The sequence below is a fragment of the Chryseobacterium sp. CBTAP 102 genome (assembly GCF_003201365.1).
Taxonomy (GTDB): Bacteria; Bacteroidota; Bacteroidia; order Flavobacteriales; family Weeksellaceae; genus Chryseobacterium; species Chryseobacterium candidae.
In genome coordinates, this window is the sequence record NZ_QICX01000003.1 from 88403 (window position 1) to 112574 (window position 24172).

Below are 24172 nucleotides of genomic sequence, written 5' to 3' on the forward strand. Positions count from 1 at the left end.
CTTTAAATAAAAAATAGATGAACTGGATTATAAGAAGTACAAAGAAAGTAAAATTCCATACTAATCTTCAGGAAGTTTTAAAGCCTATATGGGATGATCTTGCCATTTATAAATGGATTTTGACAGATTTAGATTTTATATCTGATCAGACTCTTCCCATTAATTTTGATGAAGATTATTTTGTGTTGGATCATCCGGAATTTGAACTGCTCTATCAAAGCAATACTCAGATCATTTGGGGGATCATTTCAGCCGTTCCAAATAATATTGAACCCGATACTTCAGCCATTTCTATCTTATCTGCTGAAGATACAAGTGTTTGGGAATCTAATCAATTTTTAATACCAGAAAGTATTTTAGAAATTATTGCTTTTGACAGCGGGTATACTATTGTAAAATTTAAAGATAAAAGTCTCTCAGATCAATTTGAAAACTATTTTAAGGAACAAGTAATAGATCTGCAAAAGTTCAATGAGAAATATATTAATCGAACATGAAAAAATTGATCTCAGAAAAATTTCATATTATTCTTTTGATACTCACTTTTGGATTTATTATATTCTGTTTAATTAGTGCTAATTCAGGAATTAATGATCTGCTCAAAAGTCCGAAATATACCATTGGAGAAGCTATATCGGACTGGCATCACAAAAACAATAATGGTGTAGGAATAGATTATAAATATCATGTTAATGGTATTACTTATTCTAAAACTGCTAATGTCTCTTATCAGAAAGGAGATAAATTCCTGATCATTTTTGATTCTATAAAACCTGATAATTCGGCAATACTTGACATCTACTCTATTGAAAACTATCTTATAGATTTAAAAGTTCCTTCAAAAGGTTGGAAATATCAGGATGTTCCCTTTAATATTGATAGTAATACCATAAAGAAATATATTCAGGACTGGAATCCAGAGCCTTTTGAATATATTCAGAAATAAAGTTGAACTCTTGAATTCCAGAGCCCAACTTCATTTTTATATTGTTATAAATTATCCAAGAATTCCAGATACATCGGAACACTTCTGTTGATCCATTCATCGGAAGAATCTCTTTCAATTCCGTAATAAACAAAGGGTTCTTTATAATCGGCTTTTATATAATCAAAAGTCAGTTCATAAGGTCGGAGAAGTTCCTTCATCGTGTATTTATATTCTCCGGCTTTAGAATATCCATCTTCATCTATTCCTGCGGTAACAGCCAGTGATATTTTCTTTCCGGCCAGTTTGAAACCGCTTTTGCTTCCATACGCCCAGCCATATAAAACCACCTCATCCAGCCATTGTTTGAAAAGCGGCGGACTGCTGAACCAGTAAAAAGGAAACTGAAATACAATCTTGTTATAAGATTCCATCAGCTTTTGCTCTTCTGCTACATTGATTTTTCCATCAGGATAAGCCTCGTACAGCTGATGAACAGTATATTTTTCAGGGTGTTTTTTTAACTCGTCGATCCATTTTTTATTGATCGCTGATTTTTCAATATCAGGATGCGTCACAATCACTAATGTTTTCATTATGCTTAAATTTCTGATACAAAATTACTGAACGTTACTTACATTTTGTACATTAGCAACCTATTGTATGGTACTATAAAAAATGTAAGTAATGACAAAAATAAAAGAAAGCTCTACCAATTTTGCCAATAAAAAAGCCCTTGCAGATGAATGCCCGGAAATCTATGCATCCAACATTATCGGAGGGCAATGGGCATTGGCAATCTGCTGTTATCTGATCAATGGAAAAATGAGATTTGGTGAACTTAAAAAAAAGCTTCAGAACATTACCGAACGTATGCTTACCCTTCAGCTTCGCAGGCTTGAAGAAGATGAAATCATCACCAGAACCGTGTATGCCGAAGTTCCTCCAAAGGTAGAATATGAACTTACAGAAATCGGGTACAAGCTGAAACCCATTATCCTCGAACTCGAAAAATGGGGTAACGAACATAAACAGATTATGGAAAAGAAATAAAAAGATTGGTTAAAGAATTTTCATAGTATAATTTTTTACCTAATTTAATTCTTATTAAATATTAAAACAATCTCTATGAAAAACCTTACTTTTTTTCTCTCTTTTACGGCTCTCACTTTTTTAGGAAATCTTCTGAATGCACAAAAAATTTCTGATGGCCAAACACTTGAAGTCAACGGTATGGCTGTTACCTTTACTATCCTCAATAAAGAAAGTATAGAATCCGGTGGAAAATCCTATGACCGTTATAAAGTTTCTGCAACCATAAAAAATACATCAGATAAGGCATACAATATCAGACTCTCTGCTTTTCCTCAAATTGTAAGCGGTATAGGTCTTGTGGAACTTGACTGCATAAATGCAACAGGAGCCAGGCTGACCTCAAAAAAGATAGAATTAAAAATGAAAGCCCAGATGATCAATGTTACTTACTCTGCCTACGACAAATCCGGAAAATTTGTTAACAGTACAATCCCTGTAACCGGAAGTTATTACTTTGATCCGGGAGATACCATCAGTGATGATGCAATTTTCATTGTTCCTCAAGGTGAAAAACCGGATGTTTCCGTAAGAAGTATGAAATAGAACAGCACTTTATACAATCTCTTTGTACCCTATTCAATCAGTTTAGAAGTTGATTGAAGCTTTGAAAGGGTAAAAAAAATGGATTCCTCCGGAATGACACAGTGTATGCATAATGTCAAACAGTCCTATATGTCATTCCGGAGGAATCCAGGCTTATTAATTGAAAGAATAGCTGTATTCTACTTCCTCTCAGCCTCTTTCCAAAAAGGTTTTTGATCCAATACTTTCGAATGAATTGGACAGGATTCATGGTGAGCTCCCTTCAGATATCCGGTGCTCATAAGAAATTCATTGACAATCTCTCCTCCTGTGAATTTGAACGTTTTCTTGAATAACTTCATCCATTCCTGCAATGTTTTGGGGTGATGATGTTCCAGCCATTTTTCGAATGAACCAAATTCCTTTTGAAGCTCAACAATTGTTTTTGCATTTTCAATGGCAGCATTCACTTTCAGTTTGTTTCTGATAATCCCCGGATCATTTAAAAGTCTTTCACGGTCTTCCTCCGTATAGGCCGCTATTTGCTGAATATTAAAATTGTCATACGCTTTTCTGAAGCTTTCTTCTTTTTTCAGAACCGTTTCCCAGCTTAGTCCTGCCTGGTTGATTTCCAGAATCAGTCTTCCAAACAGTTCATTATCATCATGGATAGGATATCCGTAATAGTTGTCATGGTAATTTTTGTGCAGTTCTTTCCTGCTTTCAGGCTGCATTCCTTCTATGGCTAAACAATAACTCATTGAAATATTCTGTTTAAATTCTAAATAATATGGTAAAGATAAGACAGCTTTGTGACAACTGTCCGTCAGCAGTATTTTAAAGTTAATAATAATTCTATCTTCAAGATAATTTTCTGCAATTTATTAAACTTACATTGAAATAAAGTGTAGTTTTGTAATTATGCCCAATTCAGGACTTCATATGAAAAACTATAAAGCAGTCATTACGCTGCTTATATTGGTCTTTTCATTGTCTCCGTGCTCTGTAAAAAGAAATGTTCTTGATATTTTTGATGTTCAGCTCATCAGCGGGCTGAATAAGGCAAAAACAACTACCTCAATTTCCTTCAGCTGTGATTCCGCTTTTGCTTCTTCAGAAGCTGCCGTTTCAAAAACCAAAATTCATCACCGATACAATAAATTTTTATCCGGTTTTAATTCTGGTAAATCCAATTTTTTTGAAGAAAAGGCTTTTCTCAATAACTATTCCGGGTATTCTACCGGTAACAGCCCTCCGAAATATATTCTGTTTAAAAGACTGAGACTTCATCTGATTTAATTTTTTCAGATCAAATTATAAAAATCAGTTTTTTACAATACAATAGTAATTTCAATGAAACATATTTTAAACAGCCGGTCTACAGACATGGCCGGATTATATACTTTATCCCTCCGCATGGTGATCGGATGGACTTACTTTTCAGCGTTCTGGCGCAGATTGATCCTCGAAAACAAGCTTATTCCTGATGAAAAGGGATATATCGGGGAAAAATTCAATCATTTTTTACCCAATGCACTCGGAATAAAACCTATTATTGAATATCTGGTGACTCATCCCGATGCTTTACAACGCTCTATGATGATTTTTACCATTATTGAAGCGGTTGTAGGATTATTCATTATTCTCGGATTATTTACACGGTTAATGAGTATCGGAATTTTCAGTCTTGCCCTCGGAATATTACTGGGTTCAGGCTGGCTGGGAACAACCTGTCTTGATGAATGGCAGATCGGAGTTTTAGGAATTGCCGGCGGATTCGTACTGTTTCTTACCGGAAGCGGTCCTTATTCACTGGATTATTATTTCATGAAGAATAACAAAAGCTTCACTCAAAAAAGATGGTTTCAGTGGCTTGGCTCAGGAAATGTTCCTGTCTCAAACCCAAAAGTATTTGTGCTCGCAGGCTCAATTATTATATTTGGATTGACTCTTTTTACCAATCAGTATTTTCATGGAGGTGTATGGGGAGCACTGCATAATAAATCGGTAAAACCAAAACTGGAAGTTTCAAATATCTCTCATCAGCATTCAAAGTTAACATTTGAAGTCTACCGGACGGAAGGAGCTGATGTATATGGTTCTTTCCTGATAGGAATTCATATTCTGGATAAAAACGGAAAAGTTTTAAAGGAACTTGATCATAAAGAACTGGCCGGATTTTCTAAAGAAAATATTCAAAACCATTATGTTGCCAAAGTAAAACCGGGAAAACACAGTCTGGTAATTCCATTGGGAGCAAAAGCTGATGTAACTTTGAATATTGATGATATTTTCCAAAAAAATGATATCCACAGTCTGAAACTGATTGATGTAAGTGGTATTGAATGGATAGAGAAAATTGATTAGGAGTTCGGGATGCAATGCGTTCGTAGTATGTTTTGGCTAAAAGCCAATCCATGATTATTAATAGCAAAAGAGGCTGTCTCAAAAGTCAAACAATCTGGCTTTTGTCATTCTGACGAAGGAAGAATCTCATTGATAACCAAACATATGAGATTCTTCACTACATTTCATTTCGTTCAGAATGACACTTTTGAGACAGCCTCTCCTATTGAATGCTGTTGTACAATTTCCGGGTATTATTCATGTTGGAGGCTATTTCCCGGAGACGATGACATGATAGCTGCATGTGCTGTCCGGATCAAGCCTGAGTACTTTAATATCCAATAAAACATCCAGTCCCATAGTCTCGCAAATGCCCTGTATAAAAAGGTTTGACCACTGACCATTTCAACAGACCTGCAATTTGCAGACTATGAGTGATTTTATGGTAACGGTCTACTCCTTTAATGAGCAATTCGCATTTGTAGTCATTTAATTCTTTAAATTCAAAATTATATTCGGGACTGGATGTAAAAATGGCTTCCATCAATATTTTTGCAACAGCAGGAATTCCAGGCTGCAGGTTGGGTTTCGCTTCAAAAAATCATGGTTAAGTTTAAATAATAAGTCTAAATACAATATTCAATACAGCTTTCCTGAAATTAGAAATTTGTCTTCATAAAATATGAAAACAAATAAAAAAAATCCTTCGGTTGGTATTAATATCCGATGTTTAGATGAAGATCCGGTACTGTATTCCTGTAAGTCCTTTTTGAAAAAACTGCGGAAAGGTGAGGGAATTTATTCATATCTTTTTCATTTGGTGATGTAAAGCTAGAAAAAATAAATAAACTCTCCAACAAGTGATATTATTTTTTATTTAACAAAATGAGAACAAAAGGTATTGTTTTTCATTATTTTACAAAATAAAAAACCTTCGAGAATTTCGAAGGTTTTTTTATTTAAAATTTAGTGCATGGCTTCACTCAAATCTATTTTTTCTTTACTCTTTCTTTCTTTTACGAGTAAGATAAACGGAATACATATCAGGAATACGATTCCGAGGTAAAGAAATACATCCATATAAGATAAAACAGTGGCCTGTTTTGTTACAGATAAGTCGAGCATTTTATAGGCAGCATTCATTGCGGCATCAGGAGTCATTCCTTTCGCAATAAAATTGGCTTTCAATGCGGCCAGCCTTTGCTGAACATCAAAACTGTTTTCGTCCAGATGGGAAATTAAGTTATTTCTGTACTTCTGTCCTGCATTGGCAATAAAGGTAGTGATGGCTGCAATCCCGAAAGATCCTCCCAGCTGTCTCATCATCCCTGTAAAAGCCGCTCCCTGCCCAATCTCCTGCCCTTTCAGTGTACTTAATGACAAAGAGGTAATCGGAATAAATAATAATCCCAAGCCTGCTCCTCTTACAATCAGCATCCAGAAGAAGGCATCTTTGCCGGTATCCGGTGTCAGAATTTTGTATCCCCAGAAGCTGTAAACGAAGAAGATAAAGAGTCCTAATGAAACCAGGATCTGCTGTTTTGCTCCTTTTGCCAGTAGTCTGCCAATGATAGGCATCATGAAAGCCGTCGTTAACGCAGCCGGAATCATCAAAGCTCCTGACTGAAGTGCCGTCCATCCCAAAATACTCTGGGTATACAATGGAACAATGAATGTAGAACCGTACAATCCAAATCCAAGAACGAATGACATCATAGTTCCGATTCTCAGGTTACTGTTTTTAAGTACTCTGAGCTCAACAATCGGATACTTGAAGGTAAGCTCCCTCCAAAGGAATAGTATAAATCCTAAAACTGCTGCTACAGTGAAGGCTACGATCATTCCGCTTTCAAACCAGTCTTCTTCATGTCCTCTTTCCAGAATAAACTGTAATGAACCTACTGTTACTGCCAGTAAAGCAATTCCAATCCAGTCTACATCGGAAACTTTACGTTTTTCTGCATATTTCGGACTTCTTACAAACTGAAGGGTCATCAGCGTAGCTGCAATTCCAATCGGAATATTAATATAGAAAATATACGGCCAGCTGAAGTTATCAACGATATATCCTCCAAGAGGCGGCCCTAATGTAGGACCAATAATTACTCCCAGACCATAAATTGCCTGAGCCATACTTCTTTTTTCAATCGGATAAGATTCCGTAATAATCGTTTGTGAGGTTACCAATAAGGCTCCACCTCCGATTCCCTGCATCAATCTGAAGAACACAAGTTCCCAGATATTGGTCGCATTTCCACATAAGAATGAAAATACGGTGAATATAATGATGGATGCCGCAAAGTAATTTCTACGCCCAAACTGCTGTGAAAGCCAGCTCGTCATCGGAACAATGATAACGTTCCCGATGGCATACGCTGTAATCACCCACCCTACTTCTGAAAGCGTAGCTCCAAGATTTCCCTTCATTTCATTCAAGGCAACATTAACAATCGTGGAGTCTACAATTTCAAGAAGGGCACAAAGGATAGCTGTAATCGTAATGATCACTCTCCGCGCTCCATATTCTACTAATGAATCCTGCATAAGTTTTTTTCGATGTGAAAAGTCAATTGTGAATTGTGCTTCGCAAGTGAATAGTGAATTTTAAACAGTCCATTTAAGTTAACTGCAAAGATGATTCACTACTGACAACGAAGTTCATTGACTTTTAACAATTTTAAATGTTATTTCAAAGCAACTTCTGCCTTCACGTTCATTCCTGTTCTCAATCTTTTGGCAATATTCTTATCAAGATTTACAAAATCGATTTTTACAGGAAGTCTCTGAACTACTTTTACGAAGTTCCCACTTGCATTATCCGGAGGAAGAATAGAGAAAGTAGCTCCTGTAGCCGGAGAGAAAGAGCTTACTACTCCTTCAAATTCCTGATCAGGAAAAGCATCAATCTCAATTTTTACTTTCTGGCCTTCTACCATTTTATCTACCTGTGTTTCTTTAAAGTTGGCCACCACCCATTTCTGGTCGTTTTTAACCAAAGCAAACAGTTGTGCTCCCGCCTGCAGATACTGACCTGCCTGTGTAGGGACTTTTCCAACGTATCCATCTTCAGGGGCAAGAATTACGGTGTATGATAAGTTCAATTTTGCATTTTCTACATCTACTTCTCTTTGTTTAGCCACAGAACCTGCCACGCTGATTTGTTGTGAGCTGGCAGCTGTCTGAGAAGAAGCAATATGTGTTTGCTGGGCAATCTGATTTCTCTGGTCTACCAACACCTGTAACTGTCTGTCTGCAGATTGTTTTGCTGCCAAAGCCTGCTCATACTGCTGTTCTGTAATAGAGTGATCTTTTACAAGATTGGCATATCTCTTCAGATCCTGAGAAGTTTTCCAAACATTTACTTTTGCCGCTTCAATCTGGGCATTAGCCGTTACTACTGCTGCTGCTGAAGAGCCTATATTTTTTGAAGTAGCTGTGGTAGCAGCTTCTGCATTGGAGATATTGCTTTTGGCAGTAGATAATGCTGCCTGAGCCTGTTCAAGAGCCATTTTCTGATCTCTGTTATCCAAAATCACCAATGTATCTCCTTTCTTCACAAACTGATTGTCTTTTACTTTTACCTGAGCTACATAACCGGAGATTTTAGAAATTACCGGTGCCATATTGGAAGCAATCTGAGCATCATCAGTCTCTTCGTGATACTGTCCGTAAGTATACGCTCTGTAACCGTAGATTCCTCCTCCAATTACTACTGCTGCTAAAATGATAGGAAAGATTAAACTTTTTTTCTTTTTAGGTTCAGCTGCCTGTGTATTATTATTTTCCATTTTGGTTTCGATCTGATTATTTAATTGTTAAAGTTCCTGTTGTCTGTAATAGTTTTCTGTATGCCAGTGCGGCATCTGCCTTAGCATTGATCACGCCAACGTTGGCAGCAATCTGTGCAGCGTCTGCATCCAATAATTCAGTCATGGTTGCCAACCCGTTGTCGTATTTATTTTTGGTAATTCTGTAATTTTCATTAGCCTGTTCCGCCGATTTTTCAAAAACAGCAATTCTCTTTTTTGAATAGTCTGTGTTTTGGTACTCTCTGTTCACATCAAGCTTAATATTATCATTCAATAATTCATCAGTAGCGGCAAGCTGTTTCTCTCTTGCCTGTGATTGTCTCAATGAAGAATTTTCTTTCCACAGGTTGGATAAGTTATAAGAAACCCCGATTCCTACATTGATGGCATTGTATACCGTAAGAAACTTAGGAATGTCTGCAGCTACATAACCTCCTGTAAATGCGATGGAAGGAAGGTTTTCTGCTTTTGCAGCTTTGGAACCCAGTTCTGCGGCTTTTCTCTTCTGTGCCAGCGCCTGTAAATCTTTACGGTTTTCTCTGGCTTCAGTAACGTAAAAATCAACAGGTTTTACGTCTGATCCTTCTTCAATATAATTTTCATCTATTGTAAGTTCTGTCGTTTCAGGAAGACCCAATAAAAGATCCATATTGATGTTGGCAATATTGTAGTTATTCTTAGCTTCCAACAGCTGAAGTTCAATATTTGAGGTCTGAAGATTTGCCTTTAATCTGTCGTTTCTTGCAATCAAACCATTGTTTTCCATTTTAAGGAAGGTTTCATCTCTTTTTTGGGAAGCGGCAAGATTTTCTTCAAAAACCTTGATGGACTGGTTAGCCTTAAAAAGGTTATTATAAGCCTGGGCAACGTTATAAGCAATGGCAATTTTATCATTCTCAGTGCTTAATTTGGAAGCTTCTACCAGATATTTAGCAGACTGAATTCCGTACTTGATTCTTCCACCACTGTAAATAGGAACGCTAAGATTTGCTGAACCGTAAACTACCTGATGTATCTCAGGTCCGCCAGCTCCTCCTGCAAGACCAGGAAGTTTGATATCAACATTCGGTTTTATCGGAAGATACATATAGCTGCCCGACACTTTTAATTCCGGTAGTTGTCTGTTTTTAGCCTCCAAAAGATCAGCAGTAGCCTCTTCGATTCTGGCTGCATCGATCTTGAGATTCTTGCTGTTCTGGATTCCCAGCTGCACGGCCTCGTCAAGAGTAAGTGTTCTTTTCTCCTGAGCATTTGCATTTGCTATTCCTAAGAATAGTGATAATGCAATCACTGAGTTATTTATTCTCTTCATAACCTAAAAGGTCTTTTAGTAAATATTTAATATGTTTATTAAGTTCTGTATAGTATTTTTCATCAAAAGCTTCTTCGTCTTCTGTTTCATTCAGGAACTCTTTATACATTTCTTTCGCATTGAATGCATAAAACAAGGTTCCGCTTACGGTAGAATGAAGCAGATAAATGGGCGGATTTTTGGTAAAAACCCCATTTTTAAGACCACTTTGCAATATTTGCGAATACATGGAAAGGAATCCCATTTTGATTTGCTTCAAAAATTCTACAATCTGAGGATTCTTGGTATGCAGCTGTTCTCTCTGCATAATCCTGTAGAAGCATTTTTGAGTCCGGATCCTGTGCGAAAACTGATCAATTACTCTTTCAATCTTCTGCCATTCGTTGATGTCTGTTCTTCCCAAAAGATCTTTTGAAAAAAACTGACCTTCATTCATTCTGTATTCCACTAATTTCTCATAAAGTTTTTCCTTAGAGCCAAAATAATATGAGATCATAGAGATGTTTACATTAGCTGCCTTTGCAATTTCCCGGGTGGAAGTTCCTTCGAATCCCTTTTCTGCAAAGAGCTTCTCAGCAGCGAATAATATATTTTCTTCTTTTGAAATCATGTTAGTGTTCATTTTTCAGGGCGCAAATGTACACAAGTTTTTATTCAAATCAAACGATTGATTGATTTTTTAATATAGATTTAATTTATTGTAAATAAAAGACTATTTCTATAATACGATATGAAACTGACAGGAGATGATTCATTTCCTGAAAGAACTCTCAATAATTAGCAGATATAGTTAAAATTTTATCAGTGTTAAAAAAAGTATTACATTTATCCTCTTTAAAAATTTTATATTATGAAAAAAATATTTTCAATGGCAGCAGTAGCTTTATTCACACTAGGATATGCTCAGGAGAAACCAAAAGAAGGAGGATGCTGCGCTGGAAAAGATAAAAAAGAATGTTCTGTAAAAGACAAAAAGGCATGCACAGATAACCATCATAAAGATTGCGGCATGAAAACAAAAACAGCGGAAAATACTCCTAAAACAAAAGATAAAAAAACGGTAAAAATAAAGAAAGCTTAATATAGTCTTAAGTATAGAAAATAAAAACTCCGGTGAAAGTACCGGAGTTCTGTTTTATGTGCTTTTGTGAATATACCTTGATAATTTTATCCCAAGATCGGTCCAGACGATTTTAGGATTTCCGTTTCTGGTCAGGTGCAGGTCGGCCGTATTGATTTCTTCTAAGATGTTTTCAATATTGGCTCCACTGATAAATTTAGAAAACCCGGCCCAATTGAAACCGTTCGCATTGATCTTTTTATACACCAGATTCTCAGACTGATAGTTCTGAAGTAATGCAAGCCTGAAAATTTCAGAACAATAGTTGAGGAAGTTTTTTTGCTTTTCTCTGTTCCATCCTGCAATTTCTCTTGCCCAGGAAATGATACTTCTGAGATATTCCGGTTTCTTTTTTACCATAAATGCATCTCTTACCCATTGTACAAAAAGCTTTTCAAACTCATTGCTTTTGTATCCTGAATTCAGAAGCTTAATGGCATCATTAAGATCTCCCTGTGCTTCATGAACAATCTCTCTTACTTTATCTTCTGAAACTGAAAAATTCTTTTTAAGATAGTTTTCAATATCTTCATCATTAATTCTCGGGATCTCTACAATCTGTGTTCTGGAAAGAATAGTAGGAAGAATGTCGTTTGTACTTTCTGCAGTAAGAAGAATGACAGTTTTTGCCGGTGGTTCCTCCAAAAATTTCAAAAACTTATTGGAAGCCGCGATATTCATTTTATCGGCCCTCCAGACGATAAGAATTTTGGTTCCTCCTTCAAAACTTTTTAAAGAAAACTTCTGATTCTGATCATCCACTTCATCCGCAGAAATAAATAACTGTTTATTTTCTGATTCTAAAAAAGCAGTCCAGTCATCATAGCTTGCATAAGGAGAAGCCAGGATCATCTCTCTGAACTCGTCAAATTTATTTTTACTTAATGAGTTTTTATTGTCTGTAAAAACCGGAAAACTGAAATGCAGATCCAGGTGATTGAGATGCTCTACCTTCGCAGCAGCATGTTCGTTTTCCTGACTGAAAATCTCCCGTGCATAAGCCAATACCATAGGCAGTGTACCGTATCCCTCTTTTCCTACAAAAAGCTGGGCATGGCTCACTCTGTTTTCAGCAATGCTTTCTCTAAGAAGTTTTTTCAGATTTGTCTGTCCGGCGATGTTCTCCCAATTCATGTTTCAAAGATAAAAAATCTTACTTCAATTCATAAAATTAAGTCTGCTTAAAATAAAATTGTTGGAATATCTATAATAAAAATCCTTTTACACAAGCAATACATAAAGGTTTTTACAACTTAAAAAAATTAAACAGAAATCTTAAGAAATAAGAATATACATAAAGACTGTTCACTACAGAGCAACATTCTTCATAGCAAAACTGACATTTTATATTGTTGAAAATTTGCATTTTTCTTTTAAAGAAAGGCCCTTAACAAACTTTAACCACATATAATTTTTACAATTCATTAATATTTAAGATATTTGCGCATTGTTTTAAAAATAAAGAATGAAAAAAATCTTTGTAGTATCATTCATATCAGTTGGATATTTTCTGAATGCACAGAGTCTAAGCAACTCTCCTTATGCAACTTATGGAATTGGAGATGTGAAATATGATAATACGATCGAAACTGCTTCTATGGGAGGTATATCTACTGCTTTTATAAGTGATTTTACCAGTAGTTTCAATTTTGCCAACCCGGCAAACAACGCCAATTTTGAACTTACGAGTATCAGACTGGAAGCTACCAACGAAAACAATTATTTCAAATCGAATTATAACGATATGAAATCTACAAAGCATTCTACGTATCTTTCCAATATTTCGATTGCATTTCCATTATCTTCCAAAGTGAAAATGGGGATCTCTTATCAGCCATACAGCTCTAAAAGCTACGACATCGTAACAGAACAGCTTGCCAGTGATAACACGACTCCTCTTTACAGAAATAATTTCAAAGGAAGCGGAACATTGAATACCGCTCAGATTGCTGTTTCTTATAAGATCAGTCAGGAATTATCCGTAGGGGCAAAAGCCAATCTTTATTTTGGAGACCTTAATGACCTTAATGAATTCCGTGCTTACAACAGTAATCTTGGAACCTATTTAGGTGAATATGTTAATGGTTATGAAACTAAAAACAGAGTCAGAAACTTTAATTTTACGCTGGGAACAAGTTACCAGACTTTAAATACACGTACTGATAAAAAGTTCACAGTAGGTGCTACTGCTACCTTTGGGAATACCAGTAATATGACTACTCAGTACACCAACAGCACGTACAGATATTCTGATGCTCAGGAAACCACCAAGCTTAGCGGATCTGAAACCATTATTGAACAAAAAGAAACAAAATCCAAGAACCTTCTTCCATTACAGGCTTCATTAGGAGTTGGATATGGAAGTGAAAACCATTGGTTTGTATCAGGACAGGTAGATTATAAAAAAGGAGAAGATATCTCTTATTTTGGTAAAGATTTTAGTTTCCAGGATACCTACAGAATTTCTGCAGGTGGATGGTATCTTCCTAACTATAACAACTTCAGAAACTACTTCTCAAGAGTAATCTACAGATATGGAGCTTTCTATGAAAGAGGAAATCTGAATCTGGAGGGAAACAGTATTAACAAATTCGGTATTTCTGCCGGAGTAATGTTACCATTCAAGAATAGTAGTATTACAAGAATGAGTGGTCTTGAAATCGGATTAGAAGTTGGTAAAAGAGGAACTCTTCAAAACAACCTGATCAACCAGAATTTCGTCAACCTGAGAATTGGCTTTAATTTTGCCGATAAGTGGTTCAGAAAGACACTTTATAACTAAAATGAGCTTTTCAAAAAAAATATCATATAAAAATATAGCATGCCTTTTTAGTTGTGCTATATTTTTTATACTGACATCCTGTGAGGAGGATCTTACCAAAAGAAATGGCAGCCAAAGCAAAAATTTCCCTTCACAGATCATTAACAATGCCAATATTATACAGCGTGACTCCGGCTTTGTTACATTAAAAGCCAAAGCACCCATCATTGAAAAATACGAATTGATTGACAGTCCGTATGTAGTAGCCAGAAAAGGAATTGATATTGAGTTTTTTGATAAAAAGAAGCCCAAAGTTCCAGGACGAATTACCGCTAAATATGCCCGAATTTTTGAATATAAAAAATTCTACGAAGCTAAAGGTGATGTAAGAATAAAAACCAATGAAGGGCAGAGGTTTGCCATGCAGAGTATTTACTGGGATCAGAAGAAAAACAGAATCTACACCAAAGACACGGTTTATGTTACCATGGAAGACGGTTCTACACTGGTAGGTGCCAATGGGATGACTGCCAAAGATGATTTTTCCGAATACACTTTCTATAACAACTCCGGAGATTTCAGTTCCAAAAGAATTTCTGAAAACAAAAAATAAATCCAAAAAGAATGAAAGCTGTGGCTATTGGACTGATGTCCGGGACAAGTCTGGATGGTTTGGATATCTGTCTTGTTGAATTTGAAAAGCAGAACACGTGGACCTTTCAAATCCTGAAAGCCGAGACCCTCTCCTATTCTGAGAATTGGGAAACCCAACTTAGAAACTCCATTCATCTTTCTTCTGAAAATTTATTGGAACTGCATTCAGCGTATGGCTTTTATCTTGGACAACAGGTTAAAAAGTTTATTCATCAACATCGGCTTGAAAATATCGACCTTATTGCCTCTCACGGACATACAGTTTTTCATCAGCCTCAAAAAAAATTCACATTACAAATCGGCGATGGCAGAGCCATTAAACTGGAAACCGGACTTCCTGTTATCTATGATTTCCGAAGCCAGGACGTATTGATGAATGGAAACGGAGCACCATTGGTTCCTATAGGCGATGAATTACTTTTCTCCGGATACAGCGCTTGTCTGAATCTGGGCGGATTTTCCAATATTTCTTTACGTTCAGAAGGAAAAAGAATCGCTTTTGATATCGCCCCGGTAAATATTGTTTTGAACCATTTGGCTCAACAGCTTCATAAAAATTTTGATGAAAACGGAGCACTGGCAGCAAAAGGAAAAATAGATGAAACTCTACTGAATCAACTTAACGTCCTGGATTTCTATCAGATTTCGCATCCAAAATCCCTGGGAATAGAATGGTGCCATCAACATATATTTCCACTTCTTGAAAATATTGAAACATTGGATGCACTGGCTACTTTTACAGAACATGCTGCGCAGCAGATTGCCAATGTCATCAATCAATATAGTATAAAAGACATCCTTATCACTGGTGGAGGTGCTTACAATACCTTTTTAATTGAAAAAATAAGAGCGAAAACAAAGGCAGAAGTGATCATCCCTGAAAAAGAGATCATCGATTATAAAGAGGCACTGATTTTTGCCTTCATGGGCGTTTTAAAAATGAATAATGAAATCAATGTGCTTTCTTCTGCAACAGGAAGTACAGCTGATCATTGTTCGGGAGTTATTGCTTAGATATTTGGTCATGTTTCAAATATGTTGCTTTCCATTATTAACAGACTTTGACAAAGAAAATTATAATAATTGACTTATGCTTTAATTAATACTAGAGATTAATGATTAACAAAGGTTTTCTTATTGAGAACCCTTCAGCAGGCTCAGGGTGACAGGTCGAATACCAACCGAAATTTTTAAGCGTTGTCAGGCTGAGCCTGTCGAAGCTATTATTACAAAATAATTTAAAAGCAGGTAATCTAAATGGTTGACTGTTTTACTTTTACCAACTTTCCTCTAAAAACAAAAAAAACCTTCATTTTGAAGGTTTTTATTATTTATAAGCTTCGATTTTATCGGTAAGCGTATTGATAAAGTTCTGTAACGGCTTCTCTACCATCATTTTGATAAATGGATTGAATTTCCCTTCAAATAACATCTGAACCTCAGTCTGGTTTTCGCTGATCGGGTTTAATGTGGCTGTTAATGAGAAATCCAGGCTTGAACTTGCAGATCTTAAAACAGCTTTGTGATCATCCACCTCATCAATTTTTAATGCGATTTCAGGCATTCCCTGTAATCCAAATTTGAATCCGTTATCTCTTGTTTCAAATTTCTGAAGACCATCCGGCATAAAATCTTTATAATTTTCAGGAGATTTCAGCAACTCTGTAAGTTCTTTAGATGATTTATTGACAATAATCTTTCGTCCTTCTAAATTCATTTTTTATTTTTGTATTTAAATTCTTAACTATTACAAATGTATAAAGTTTTTGTCAACGAAAAAAAATTATTACTATCTAAGCATCCTGAAGATCTTGAAAAAAAGCTTGGGTACGAAAATTATACAACTTTAGAGATCGCTCTGGATCTTCTGGAGAATACTTCTGTGCAGGAACTGAACGTGTATGGAGAGAATTTGGAAGAAATCTGGCAGGAATTTCAAAAGCTGTTCAGAATTATAGAGGCTGCAGGAGGTCTTGTTAATAATCCTGAAGGCAAAATTCTTTTTATCAGAAGACTTGGCAAATGGGATCTTCCTAAGGGTAAGATGGAAAAAGGAGAATCCAGAGAAGAGTCTGCAGTACGGGAAATAGAAGAAGAAACAGGTTTGAGTGATGTTGAACTTGTAACATTCATCAATACGACCTATCATATTTATGTAGAAAGAAACGGGGAGAAAATATTAAAATGCACCCATTGGTTTGAAATGAACTTTGATGGTGAAGACACTTCCAAACCGCAGATAGAGGAAGGTATTACCGAAGTTGCCTGGAAAACGACATCAGAAATTGAAAATGAAGTTTTTCCCAGTACTTTCAAAAATATTAAACTTATTGTAAAAGAATTCTGGAATTTGAAGAAATAAATAATAAGGCTGGAAGCTGGAAGAGTGAAGCCGGAAGTTACGATCCGGCCAATTACTTCTTCAGGTGATTTTTAACAATGAAATTTTATAAGGCTGAATAAAGAACAACTCTTTGCCCATCAGGAACTTCCCTCTCCCAGCCTCCAGCTTCCTTACTTTAAATAAAGTCAATCACTTTCTCCAGAGCAATTCCTCTGGACCCTTTCAGCAATATATTCTCGGACTGAATTTTATTCTGTTTTAAATACTCTATTAATTCTGCTGTATTTTCAAAAGCAAGATCTGAAGAATTAACCGTTTTAAAATGTTTACCCACTGTAATAATTTCATTAAAATGAAGATTCTGAGCGAGTTTTAAGATATTCTGATGCTCCGTCTCACTTTCGTCACCCAATTCCAGCATATCGCCGATAATAATGGTTTTACGGCCTTCAAAACTGATAAAATTATTTAAGGAAGCGGTCATAGAGCTTGGGTTGGCATTATAAGTATCCAGAACCAAAGTTCTGTCCTCTTTTTTCACCACCTGAGATCTCATATTCGTTGGGGTGTATAGCTCCAGAGCGTGCTTTATTTTTTCAAAGCTGATTCCGAAATGAAGTCCTAAACTTGCGGCTGCACAAAGATTGGTAAAATTATATTCTCCTGTGAGCTTTGAAACAGCTTTTACTCCCTGATAAATCAATCCTACAAAATGTTCTTCTGAAAAAGATTCAAAATGATAATGAGAGGTTTCTGCTCCAAAAGTAATTTTAGGGGAATAGTTTTCAGTTTTCTCTACCTGAATAGGATCGTTTTCATTAACAACAATAGTTCTGTTATTGTTTTTAAGATAATCGTAGAGCTCAGACTTTCCTTTAATTACTCCTTCAAAACCTCCGAATCCTTCCAAATGAGCTTTCCCGAAGTTGGTAATATATCCGAAATCAGGCTGCGAAATGGTACACAGGAATTCAATTTCTTTCTGATGGTTGGCTCCCATTTCAATCACAGCCATCTCATGCTCCGGTTGAATGGAAAGGATGGTCAGCGGTACTCCGATATGGTTATTCAGATTTCCAGCGGTGTACTGAACATTAAATTTTTCAGAAAGAACCGCATGAATCAACTCTTTGGTGGTTGTCTTTCCGTTACTTCCTGTAAGTCCTATAAAAGGAATATTAAGTTTGCTTCTGTGATAGATTGCCAATTGCTGTAAAAATTCCAGGGTAGACGGAACATAGAAAATGCTTTTATCTCTGTTTTCAAATTCCGGAAGTTCAACAATCACTGCCAAAGCTCCGTCATCAATGGCTTTTTCCGCCAGAGTAGCTGCATTGAAATTCTCACCGGAAAAGGCAAAGAAAATATCATTCTCTGCTATTTTTCTGCTGTCAATAGTTACTTTTGCAGCCTGCAGAAATAAAGGATAAAACTGTTCTATATTCATGTGGAAATATATATTTTTTTAAAAGAAGTCACACGCAATCGCCAAATCTATACAAGTATTTTAGACTTTTCAGCCAAAGCGATTTCACGGTTCAAAAATAAAAAAACCTTCCGAAAGTTCGGAAGGTTTTTTATAAGTATTTTTTGATAAATATTATCTTCTAGTTCTACTCTTATCGCTGGCTCTGGCATCCTGTGCAACACGGAACCCTACCCATCCATAAGCTCTGTTTTGATTTTTATATCTTCTTTGTCCCGGATCCAGCCAATATGCTGTATCCTGCCAAGAACCACCTTTCACAACTCTAACCTCGTTAGAAATTCCGGAAGTTCTTTCTTTGGTATCTTTCTGCAGTTTCACTCTACCGCTGGCATCTACAACGAAACTTGTTTTAGGAGCGTTGTACATATCGAATCCTGAAGCAGAATCAGAAGCTCTGTAATATTCTAATGAAGACTGTCTGTCGCCATCTCTGTAGTTTCTGTAGTCAGCAATAGTTTGTCTTTCAAATTGTCCGGGAAGTCCTCTGTAAACTAATCTTCCGTCAGCTAACGTATCATATTTGATAGTGCCTTCGTCGATCATTTTATAAGTTCCGTCACCATTTCTTACGATGGTCTGAGGCATGTTTCCTCTGTAGTAGTTGAAATCATTGTAATCTTCATCAATGATTGGTCTGTAAACGTCAGCTGTCCATTCAGAAACGTTTCCGTACATACCATAGATTCCTAAATCGTTAGATGGATATTGTCTTACATCAGAAGTTTGAGCTGATCCGTCGTTTTTCCATCCTGCGATACCTGAATAGTCACCTTTACCCATTTTGAAGTTTTCAAGGAACATTCCTCTGTCTCTTCCTTTGTTACCTCTTAATCTTTCAATTTGAGGTTTTTTTCCCAGATATTGGTTATATTCTCTGTTTTTAGCCATACCAAGAGCAGCATATTCCCATTCTACTTCAGTAGGAAGTCTGAACTTCTGTACCATTGCAGCATTAGGAGCTCTGTTAGCAGCAAGCAATCTCTGGTTTGTAGTTTTCATACCAGTTTTCTGCTGCATTCTTTTCTCATTGATATACCCTTGCATTTCAGGATCATTCGATTTGAATTTATCCATGTTGAAAGCAGTACCTCCCTGGTTGTTGGATTCGTTGATATACAAATCCTTAGCAATAATACCAGCCTGCATCAAAGCTTTTTCGTTCGCTCTGTCTGACAGCCATTCACAGTATCTGTTTGCCTGAGTCCAGGAAACTCCTACTACCGGATAGTAATCAAATTCCGGAGAACGCAGATAAGTTTCATTATAATCGTTTCTTGCTAATTTGTTGTCCCATAATAAGGTATCCGGTAAAGCACCGTTATAGATCTCCTTAAAACTCGGGTCACTTGGTGGGAATACATACTTCAACCATGTAAGGTATTCGCGGTATTCGTAGTTAGTAATTTCAGTTTCACCGATAAAGAATGAACTTACCTGCATTCTGCGAGGCGTGTTATTCCAATCGTGCATAACATCATCTTTCACTAATCCCATTGTAAAAGTTCCACCTTCTACATATACCATCCCAGGCCAACCCTTCTGCTTCTGTTGCTTTCCTGCAAAAAACCAACCCTGTTTTTCGTTTGGTTTCCAACCTGTTTTGCTGACAAATTTTTTGGTACCGCCACCTTTGCTGGTTCCTGATCCGCCACAGCTGGTTAATGCAAGTGTAGAACTTAATGCTATTAATGAAAACAACTTTAGTTTTTTCATAGTCGATATAAATATTTTCAAAGTACAAAGAAAAAATAAATTATTCAATAAATCAAGTAAACATTTGATTTTTTTGAAAAACGTTAACAAATTAATTTTATTGTATCACAATTTAATTCTAAAATTTTCATTTATTTTGTAATTTAGCAATTTCAATAGTAAACATGAAACGAAAAATTACGATTTTATATTTAATCGCTTTTGCATCAACACTTTACGCCCAAAGAAACACCATAGAATGGAATGGCTCTAAAATTCAGGATTTTGGTGACACAAAATTAAATCTTCCTAATTTTAAAAATGAAGGTTTTTCTTACAGCCAAAATAATGTTTTTATTGTAAGCAAGCAAAAAATCGGGGAAAAGCAATTAAAAATCTCAGACCTTGTCTGGGAAAGCGTTTCTAATCAGGATTTATTTGAGCTGGATAAAGGCAGACTTCCGGATTATGATGTAGCAGATGTTTCCTATTATACTTTAGAGGGTGAAAGCTATGCCAGCATCAGTATTGCTTTATTTAAAAATGTAAAAGGCCGTGTCCAGAGATTATCTTCGTTTAATGTTTCAGAGGCTTCTTCTTTTATCAATACAACAGGAACTGTTAATAAAATAGGAACCACTGGTAATCCTTTATCAAGTGGAAATTTCTATAAGATAAAAGTAGACAAATCGGGAGTATTCAAAATCACTTCCCAGTTTTTAAAAGATAACGGAATCAATCCGAGTTCAGTAAATCCTAAAAACTTCAGAATTTACGGAAACGGAGGATTAATGCTTCCTGAATACAATCAGGATCCAAGATACGGGGCTTTACAGGAAAATTCCATTCAGGTAGTAGGTGAAGATGATGGAGTATGGAATGACAATGACTACGCTCTTTTCTATGCGCAGGGTCCTGACGGATATAACCTTTATGATACCGGTAATGGAAATGGATTTAAAAGACACGATACCCGATTCAGTGAAAGAAGCAATAATGTCAAAAACATTTATGAAGATTTCTCTTACTATTATATCAACTTTGATAAGGGGGCGGGAAAAAGAGTTCCTACTGTAGACGGAAATCTTCCTGCACAGCTGATTACAAGATATGACAATTACCAGGTGATCAACAAGGATCAGAAAAACCTGTTAAAAGTAGGAAGAACATGGGTAGAGGATACTCCTTTCACCAATGAAAAGACCATAACATTAACTACCAATTCACCTATACAGGCGAATGATGTAATACGATACAGAACTCAGGTGGTTGCGTACAATTCTCAGCAGAATACAATGGATTTTAAAATTAATAATTTAAATCCGCACCCACAGCAGGTAATTCCTATGGACACTCCTTCCTATCAGTATACCTTCTATCCTGTAACATACACCGGAACATTAACTAATCTTACCGGAAACCAGTTTACCCTGGTTTATAATCCGGATATTTCCAAGAATCCAAATGGAACTTTCTATTTTGATTATGTAGAGGTTCAATATAAAGAAAATCTTGCCTTCAATGGTTCACAAATGAACTTCAGGGATTATTCCATTGTAAGCGGAAGCAACACAGATTACGGTTTCAGTATCAGTAATGCTGCTAATATAGAACAGGTATGGGATGTAACGGATATTACAAATGTTAACAGAAGAGTGAATAAAGCAGGAGCAGGCTCTTTCAACTTTGCTTACACTGCTTCTGATCAGAATTTCAATAATGAATTTGTAGCTTTCCGTGCTGATGCGGCGTATAGTCCACAGTTTGTAGGAAGAATTTCCAATCAGAATCTTGCCGCAATACAAAACGTAGATTATCTTATCCTTACCGTTCCTGAAATGATGGGCCAGGCACAGAGAATTGCCAACTACCATCAAACCAAGAATAACTATAAAGTGGAAATTGTTGACATCAACAAAATCTACGAGGAATATGGCAGCGGAAGTAAAGATCTTACCGCGATAAGAGATTTCGTAAGCAAACTCAATACTCCTCTGGGCAGACTTCAGTATGTATTTATTCTTGGGGATGCTTCATATGATTATAAAAACAGGGTTCCGAACAATTCAAACGTTGTTGCCAGCTACCAGAGTGAACAATCTTCTGATTACGTATCCTCTTTTGTGACGGATGATTATATTGTAATGACCAAGCCGCAGAATACCTTATTAATTGAAAACAATTTACCGGATGTGCCTGTGGGTAGAATTCCTGCAGCCAATGTAAGTGAAGCCGGAGATATGATTAATAAAACACTGGCATATTACAATTCTCTTCAGGGGCAGTCATCTCCTTTTGGAGACTGGCGTATGCGACTTGACTTTGTAGTGGATGATAATGAGGAAGGAGGCGGTCCGTTCCATAATGTAATGAACAACTCCCTGGTAAATATATTTGAACAGCCAGGTCAGCAGGAACTCAAAGAATATAATGTAAAAAAATTATATATGGATGCTTTTACCGCTCAGAGTACCTCTGGCGGGCGGAGATATCCACAGGTAAACCAGGCTATTTCCAATGCTATCGGAAACAGTTTGTACTTATTCTATTTCGGACACGGAGGAATCAATGGCTGGGCACAGGAAAGAGTGCTTACCAGCACAGAGGTTCAGAATGCCAACAACTTCTCCAATGTATACAGCAGATTCCCTTTTGTTTCCACCATCACTTGTGAATTCACATTATGGGACGAGCCTGCAACCAACTCTGTTGGAGAACAGTTTATTAAAATGAAGCAGGGAGGTGTTTCTACCATGATTACTTCCAGCCGTGCTATTGGAGTAGATTACGGACGTGATTTTACCAATACATTTACCCAAAATATCTTTAAATTAACCAATGACGATTTTAATTCGTTGGGAAATGCTCAATTAATTGCCAAAAAACAAAAAGGACCCAACAGTAACCACTTAAAAGTAAACTTCCTGGGTGATCCGGCTATGAAATTAAGCAGACCTCAAAGACTTCTGGTTATTGATAATATTGAAACGCCCGTTCCGGGACTGATCAGAGGTCTGGATTTTGTAAAAATTAAAGGACACATCAATAATCCGAATGGAACGCTGAACAATACCTTTAACGGAAAAGTCAGCATCAATATTTTTGATAAGAGATTAAACAAAAAAACACTCAATAACAGTGGCATTTTAACTCCGGTTTTAGATTATACTGAAGAAGGAAGTGCTATTGTAAAATCTGCAGGAACTGCTGTAAACGGAGTTTTCACTGCTGAATTCTACGTTCCTAAAGATATTAACTATGCTGTAGGGCAAGGAAGGATACTAGCCTATGCTGACAACAAGTCAACGGATGTTTTTAACAACCAGGCTGTACAGGTAGGAGATATCAATCCTAATGGAATTAATGATAATCAGCCTCCAAAAGTAAAACTGTATATGAACAACACCAATTTTGCTGATGGCGGAATTACCAACCAGAATCCTATGCTTCTTGCCTGTCTTACCGATGATACAGGAATCAACTCAACAGGATCCGGTGTAGGACATGATATTACAGTATACCTTGACGGACAGATTATCAATACAGTTGTTTTGAATGATTTTTATGCTCCGGGAGAAGGAAACGGATGTTTAAATCCAAGTCTTGCCGAATATCAGAAAGGGAATGTAACCTACCCTTTCAGAAATCTGGCAATAGGACAACATCAATTAACATTTAAAGTTTGGGATATAAACAATAATTCGACAACTGCTACGTTAAATTTTGAGGTTAAAGATGAATCTGACCAACACCTGACAATCAACCGTCCGCTGAACTGGCCAAATCCATTTACCAATAAAACCTATATTCAGTTTGAACACAATTGTGATGATATTCTGGATGTAAACGTACAAATTTATACAATAACCGGAAGATTGGTAAGAACCTTATCACAGCCAGTGGTTGCAGAACCTTTCCTGCAGGGCTTCAGAACCCCTCGTCAGGCAATAGAATGGGACGGAAAAGATGATTTTGGGTCTACGGTAGCAAAAGGTACGTATATTTTTAAGATATTTGCAAAAAGTCAAAATCAAGAAAAATGCAAAGGAAGTGCTACAGCTGTAGAAAAAATGGTACTTTTGAAATAATAAAACAAGACAATA

Annotated in this window: 22 protein-coding genes; 12 read left to right on the top strand and 10 right to left on the bottom strand. The window is 36.4% G+C overall.

Features of this window, described 5'->3' with window-relative positions:
* Positions 1–17: 17 nt before the first annotated feature.
* The gene (locus tag C8D70_RS05635) at positions 18–497 is read left to right on the top strand and encodes a hypothetical protein (RefSeq protein ID WP_110366673.1); all 480 of its coding nucleotides are present in this window, start codon (positions 18–20) and stop codon (positions 495–497) included.
* Entirely contained in the window at positions 494–946 is a 453-nt protein-coding gene (locus tag C8D70_RS05640) for a hypothetical protein (protein WP_110366674.1), read from the top strand. The genes C8D70_RS05635 and C8D70_RS05640 overlap by 4 nt, the downstream gene beginning before the upstream one ends.
* A gap of 44 nt (positions 947–990) precedes the next feature.
* Here the strand turns inward: C8D70_RS05640 and C8D70_RS05645 are convergent, their stop codons facing one another.
* Positions 991–1521 (bottom strand): NAD(P)H-dependent oxidoreductase, encoded by a 531-nt coding sequence (locus C8D70_RS05645; RefSeq protein ID WP_110366675.1) that lies wholly within the window; start codon positions 1519–1521, stop codon positions 991–993.
* A gap of 91 nt (positions 1522–1612) precedes the next feature.
* On the opposite strand from C8D70_RS05645, the gene C8D70_RS05650 reads away from it, so the two are divergent.
* Together C8D70_RS05650 and C8D70_RS05655 are read left to right on the top strand one after the other, a co-directional pair.
* The gene (locus tag C8D70_RS05650) at positions 1613–1978 is read left to right on the top strand and encodes a winged helix-turn-helix transcriptional regulator (RefSeq protein ID WP_110366676.1); all 366 of its coding nucleotides are present in this window, start codon (positions 1613–1615) and stop codon (positions 1976–1978) included.
* Positions 1979–2053: 75 nt separating this feature from the next.
* Positions 2054–2563 carry a hypothetical protein gene (locus C8D70_RS05655; RefSeq protein ID WP_076597672.1) on the top strand — a complete coding sequence of 170 codons (510 nt, stop codon included), beginning with the start codon at positions 2054–2056 and terminating at the stop codon, positions 2561–2563.
* A 179-nt stretch (positions 2564–2742) separates the two neighbouring features.
* Here the strand turns inward: C8D70_RS05655 and C8D70_RS05660 are convergent, their stop codons facing one another.
* Positions 2743–3303 carry a DNA-3-methyladenine glycosylase I gene (locus C8D70_RS05660; protein ID WP_110366677.1) on the bottom strand — a complete coding sequence of 187 codons (561 nt, stop codon included), beginning with the start codon at positions 3301–3303 and terminating at the stop codon, positions 2743–2745.
* Positions 3304–3484: 181 nt separating this feature from the next.
* Here C8D70_RS05660 and C8D70_RS05665 point away from each other — a divergent pair, with 181 nt between their 5' ends.
* Positions 3485–3841: a hypothetical protein gene (locus tag C8D70_RS05665; RefSeq protein WP_146212857.1), complete on the top strand. Its 357-nt coding sequence runs from the start codon at positions 3485–3487 to the stop codon at positions 3839–3841.
* Positions 3842–3895: 54 nt separating this feature from the next.
* Positions 3896–4909, top strand: a complete 1014-nt coding sequence (locus C8D70_RS05670) for a TQO small subunit DoxD (protein ID WP_110366679.1) — start codon at positions 3896–3898, stop codon at positions 4907–4909.
* A gap of 945 nt (positions 4910–5854) precedes the next feature.
* On the opposite strand, the gene C8D70_RS05675 is transcribed toward C8D70_RS05670, so the two are convergent.
* The 4 genes from C8D70_RS05675 to C8D70_RS05690 all read right to left on the bottom strand — a co-directional run bounded on the left by C8D70_RS05675 (position 5855) and on the right by C8D70_RS05690 (position 10619).
* Entirely contained in the window at positions 5855–7432 is a 1578-nt protein-coding gene (locus tag C8D70_RS05675) for a DHA2 family efflux MFS transporter permease subunit (RefSeq protein ID WP_076597676.1), read from the bottom strand.
* Between the two features lie 140 nt (positions 7433–7572).
* Positions 7573–8676: an HlyD family secretion protein gene (locus C8D70_RS05680; RefSeq protein WP_076597677.1), complete on the bottom strand. Its 1104-nt coding sequence runs from the start codon at positions 8674–8676 to the stop codon at positions 7573–7575.
* 16 nt (positions 8677–8692) lie between these two features.
* Complete coding sequence (locus C8D70_RS05685; RefSeq protein ID WP_110366680.1) at positions 8693–10009, bottom strand: TolC family protein; 1317 nt, start codon at positions 10007–10009, stop codon at positions 8693–8695.
* Positions 9993–10619, bottom strand: coding sequence for a TetR/AcrR family transcriptional regulator (locus C8D70_RS05690; protein WP_228402647.1), 627 nt, complete (start codon positions 10617–10619; stop codon positions 9993–9995). Before C8D70_RS05690 ends, C8D70_RS05685 begins: the two co-directional genes overlap by 17 nt.
* A gap of 240 nt (positions 10620–10859) precedes the next feature.
* On the opposite strand from C8D70_RS05690, the gene C8D70_RS05695 reads away from it, so the two are divergent.
* Positions 10860–11090, top strand: a complete 231-nt coding sequence (locus tag C8D70_RS05695; RefSeq protein WP_110366681.1) for a hypothetical protein — start codon at positions 10860–10862, stop codon at positions 11088–11090.
* A gap of 54 nt (positions 11091–11144) precedes the next feature.
* Here the strand turns inward: C8D70_RS05695 and C8D70_RS05700 are convergent, their stop codons facing one another.
* The gene (locus tag C8D70_RS05700; RefSeq protein ID WP_110366682.1) at positions 11145–12263 is read right to left on the bottom strand and encodes an ATP-binding protein; all 1119 of its coding nucleotides are present in this window, start codon (positions 12261–12263) and stop codon (positions 11145–11147) included.
* Between the two features lie 331 nt (positions 12264–12594).
* Here C8D70_RS05700 and C8D70_RS05705 point away from each other — a divergent pair, with 331 nt between their 5' ends.
* The 3 genes from C8D70_RS05705 to C8D70_RS05715 are packed head-to-tail and all read left to right on the top strand — an operon-like array spanning position 12595 to position 15558.
* The gene (locus C8D70_RS05705; protein WP_110366683.1) at positions 12595–13911 is read left to right on the top strand and encodes a hypothetical protein; all 1317 of its coding nucleotides are present in this window, start codon (positions 12595–12597) and stop codon (positions 13909–13911) included.
* 1 nt (position 13912) lies between these two features.
* Positions 13913–14503, top strand: coding sequence for an LPS export ABC transporter periplasmic protein LptC (gene lptC, locus C8D70_RS05710; RefSeq protein ID WP_076597683.1), 591 nt, complete (start codon positions 13913–13915; stop codon positions 14501–14503).
* An 11-nt stretch (positions 14504–14514) separates the two neighbouring features.
* Positions 14515–15558, top strand: coding sequence for an anhydro-N-acetylmuramic acid kinase (locus C8D70_RS05715; RefSeq protein ID WP_110366684.1), 1044 nt, complete (start codon positions 14515–14517; stop codon positions 15556–15558).
* A gap of 313 nt (positions 15559–15871) precedes the next feature.
* Here the strand turns inward: C8D70_RS05715 and C8D70_RS05725 are convergent, their stop codons facing one another.
* Positions 15872–16261, bottom strand: a complete 390-nt coding sequence (locus C8D70_RS05725; protein ID WP_076597685.1) for an orotate phosphoribosyltransferase — start codon at positions 16259–16261, stop codon at positions 15872–15874.
* 36 nt (positions 16262–16297) lie between these two features.
* On the opposite strand from C8D70_RS05725, the gene C8D70_RS05730 reads away from it, so the two are divergent.
* Entirely contained in the window at positions 16298–16906 is a 609-nt protein-coding gene (locus C8D70_RS05730) for an NUDIX hydrolase (protein WP_076597686.1), read from the top strand.
* A 157-nt stretch (positions 16907–17063) separates the two neighbouring features.
* On the opposite strand, the gene C8D70_RS05735 is transcribed toward C8D70_RS05730, so the two are convergent.
* A complete protein-coding gene (locus C8D70_RS05735; RefSeq protein ID WP_110366685.1) occupies positions 17064–18335 on the bottom strand; it encodes a UDP-N-acetylmuramoyl-tripeptide--D-alanyl-D-alanine ligase in 1272 nt (423 codons plus the stop codon).
* A 153-nt stretch (positions 18336–18488) separates the two neighbouring features.
* A complete protein-coding gene (gldJ, locus tag C8D70_RS05740; protein WP_076597391.1) occupies positions 18489–20090 on the bottom strand; it encodes a gliding motility lipoprotein GldJ in 1602 nt (533 codons plus the stop codon).
* 164 nt (positions 20091–20254) lie between these two features.
* Here gldJ and porU point away from each other — a divergent pair, with 164 nt between their 5' ends.
* Positions 20255–24157, top strand: coding sequence for a type IX secretion system sortase PorU (porU, locus tag C8D70_RS05745; RefSeq protein ID WP_110366686.1), 3903 nt, complete (start codon positions 20255–20257; stop codon positions 24155–24157).
* Positions 24158–24172 lie beyond the last annotated feature (15 nt).

What these genes read in the sequence shown, in the direction of transcription:
- C8D70_RS05635 (WP_110366673.1), top strand. Translation starts at nt 18, where the DNA reads ATGAACTGGATTATAAGAAGTACAAAGAAAGTAAAATTCCATACTAAT.
- C8D70_RS05640 (WP_110366674.1), top strand. Translation starts at nt 494, where the DNA reads ATGAAAAAATTGATCTCAGAAAAATTTCATATTATTCTTTTGATACTC.
- C8D70_RS05645 (WP_110366675.1), bottom strand. Translation starts at nt 1,521, where the DNA reads ATGAAAACATTAGTGATTGTGACGCATCCTGATATTGAAAAATCAGCG.
- C8D70_RS05650 (WP_110366676.1), top strand. Translation starts at nt 1,613, where the DNA reads ATGACAAAAATAAAAGAAAGCTCTACCAATTTTGCCAATAAAAAAGCC.
- C8D70_RS05655 (WP_076597672.1), top strand. Translation starts at nt 2,054, where the DNA reads ATGAAAAACCTTACTTTTTTTCTCTCTTTTACGGCTCTCACTTTTTTA.
- C8D70_RS05660 (WP_110366677.1), bottom strand. Translation starts at nt 3,303, where the DNA reads ATGAGTTATTGTTTAGCCATAGAAGGAATGCAGCCTGAAAGCAGGAAA.
- C8D70_RS05665 (WP_146212857.1), top strand. Translation starts at nt 3,485, where the DNA reads ATGAAAAACTATAAAGCAGTCATTACGCTGCTTATATTGGTCTTTTCA.
- C8D70_RS05670 (WP_110366679.1), top strand. Translation starts at nt 3,896, where the DNA reads ATGAAACATATTTTAAACAGCCGGTCTACAGACATGGCCGGATTATAT.
- C8D70_RS05675 (WP_076597676.1), bottom strand. Translation starts at nt 7,432, where the DNA reads ATGCAGGATTCATTAGTAGAATATGGAGCGCGGAGAGTGATCATTACG.
- C8D70_RS05680 (WP_076597677.1), bottom strand. Translation starts at nt 8,676, where the DNA reads ATGGAAAATAATAATACACAGGCAGCTGAACCTAAAAAGAAAAAAAGT.
- C8D70_RS05685 (WP_110366680.1), bottom strand. Translation starts at nt 10,009, where the DNA reads ATGAAGAGAATAAATAACTCAGTGATTGCATTATCACTATTCTTAGGA.
- C8D70_RS05690 (WP_228402647.1), bottom strand. Translation starts at nt 10,619, where the DNA reads ATGATTTCAAAAGAAGAAAATATATTATTCGCTGCTGAGAAGCTCTTT.
- C8D70_RS05695 (WP_110366681.1), top strand. Translation starts at nt 10,860, where the DNA reads ATGAAAAAAATATTTTCAATGGCAGCAGTAGCTTTATTCACACTAGGA.
- C8D70_RS05700 (WP_110366682.1), bottom strand. Translation starts at nt 12,263, where the DNA reads ATGAATTGGGAGAACATCGCCGGACAGACAAATCTGAAAAAACTTCTT.
- C8D70_RS05705 (WP_110366683.1), top strand. Translation starts at nt 12,595, where the DNA reads ATGAAAAAAATCTTTGTAGTATCATTCATATCAGTTGGATATTTTCTG.
- lptC (WP_076597683.1), top strand. Translation starts at nt 13,913, where the DNA reads ATGAGCTTTTCAAAAAAAATATCATATAAAAATATAGCATGCCTTTTT.
- C8D70_RS05715 (WP_110366684.1), top strand. Translation starts at nt 14,515, where the DNA reads ATGAAAGCTGTGGCTATTGGACTGATGTCCGGGACAAGTCTGGATGGT.
- C8D70_RS05725 (WP_076597685.1), bottom strand. Translation starts at nt 16,261, where the DNA reads ATGAATTTAGAAGGACGAAAGATTATTGTCAATAAATCATCTAAAGAA.
- C8D70_RS05730 (WP_076597686.1), top strand. Translation starts at nt 16,298, where the DNA reads ATGTATAAAGTTTTTGTCAACGAAAAAAAATTATTACTATCTAAGCAT.
- C8D70_RS05735 (WP_110366685.1), bottom strand. Translation starts at nt 18,335, where the DNA reads ATGAATATAGAACAGTTTTATCCTTTATTTCTGCAGGCTGCAAAAGTA.
- gldJ (WP_076597391.1), bottom strand. Translation starts at nt 20,090, where the DNA reads ATGAAAAAACTAAAGTTGTTTTCATTAATAGCATTAAGTTCTACACTT.
- porU (WP_110366686.1), top strand. Translation starts at nt 20,255, where the DNA reads ATGAAACGAAAAATTACGATTTTATATTTAATCGCTTTTGCATCAACA.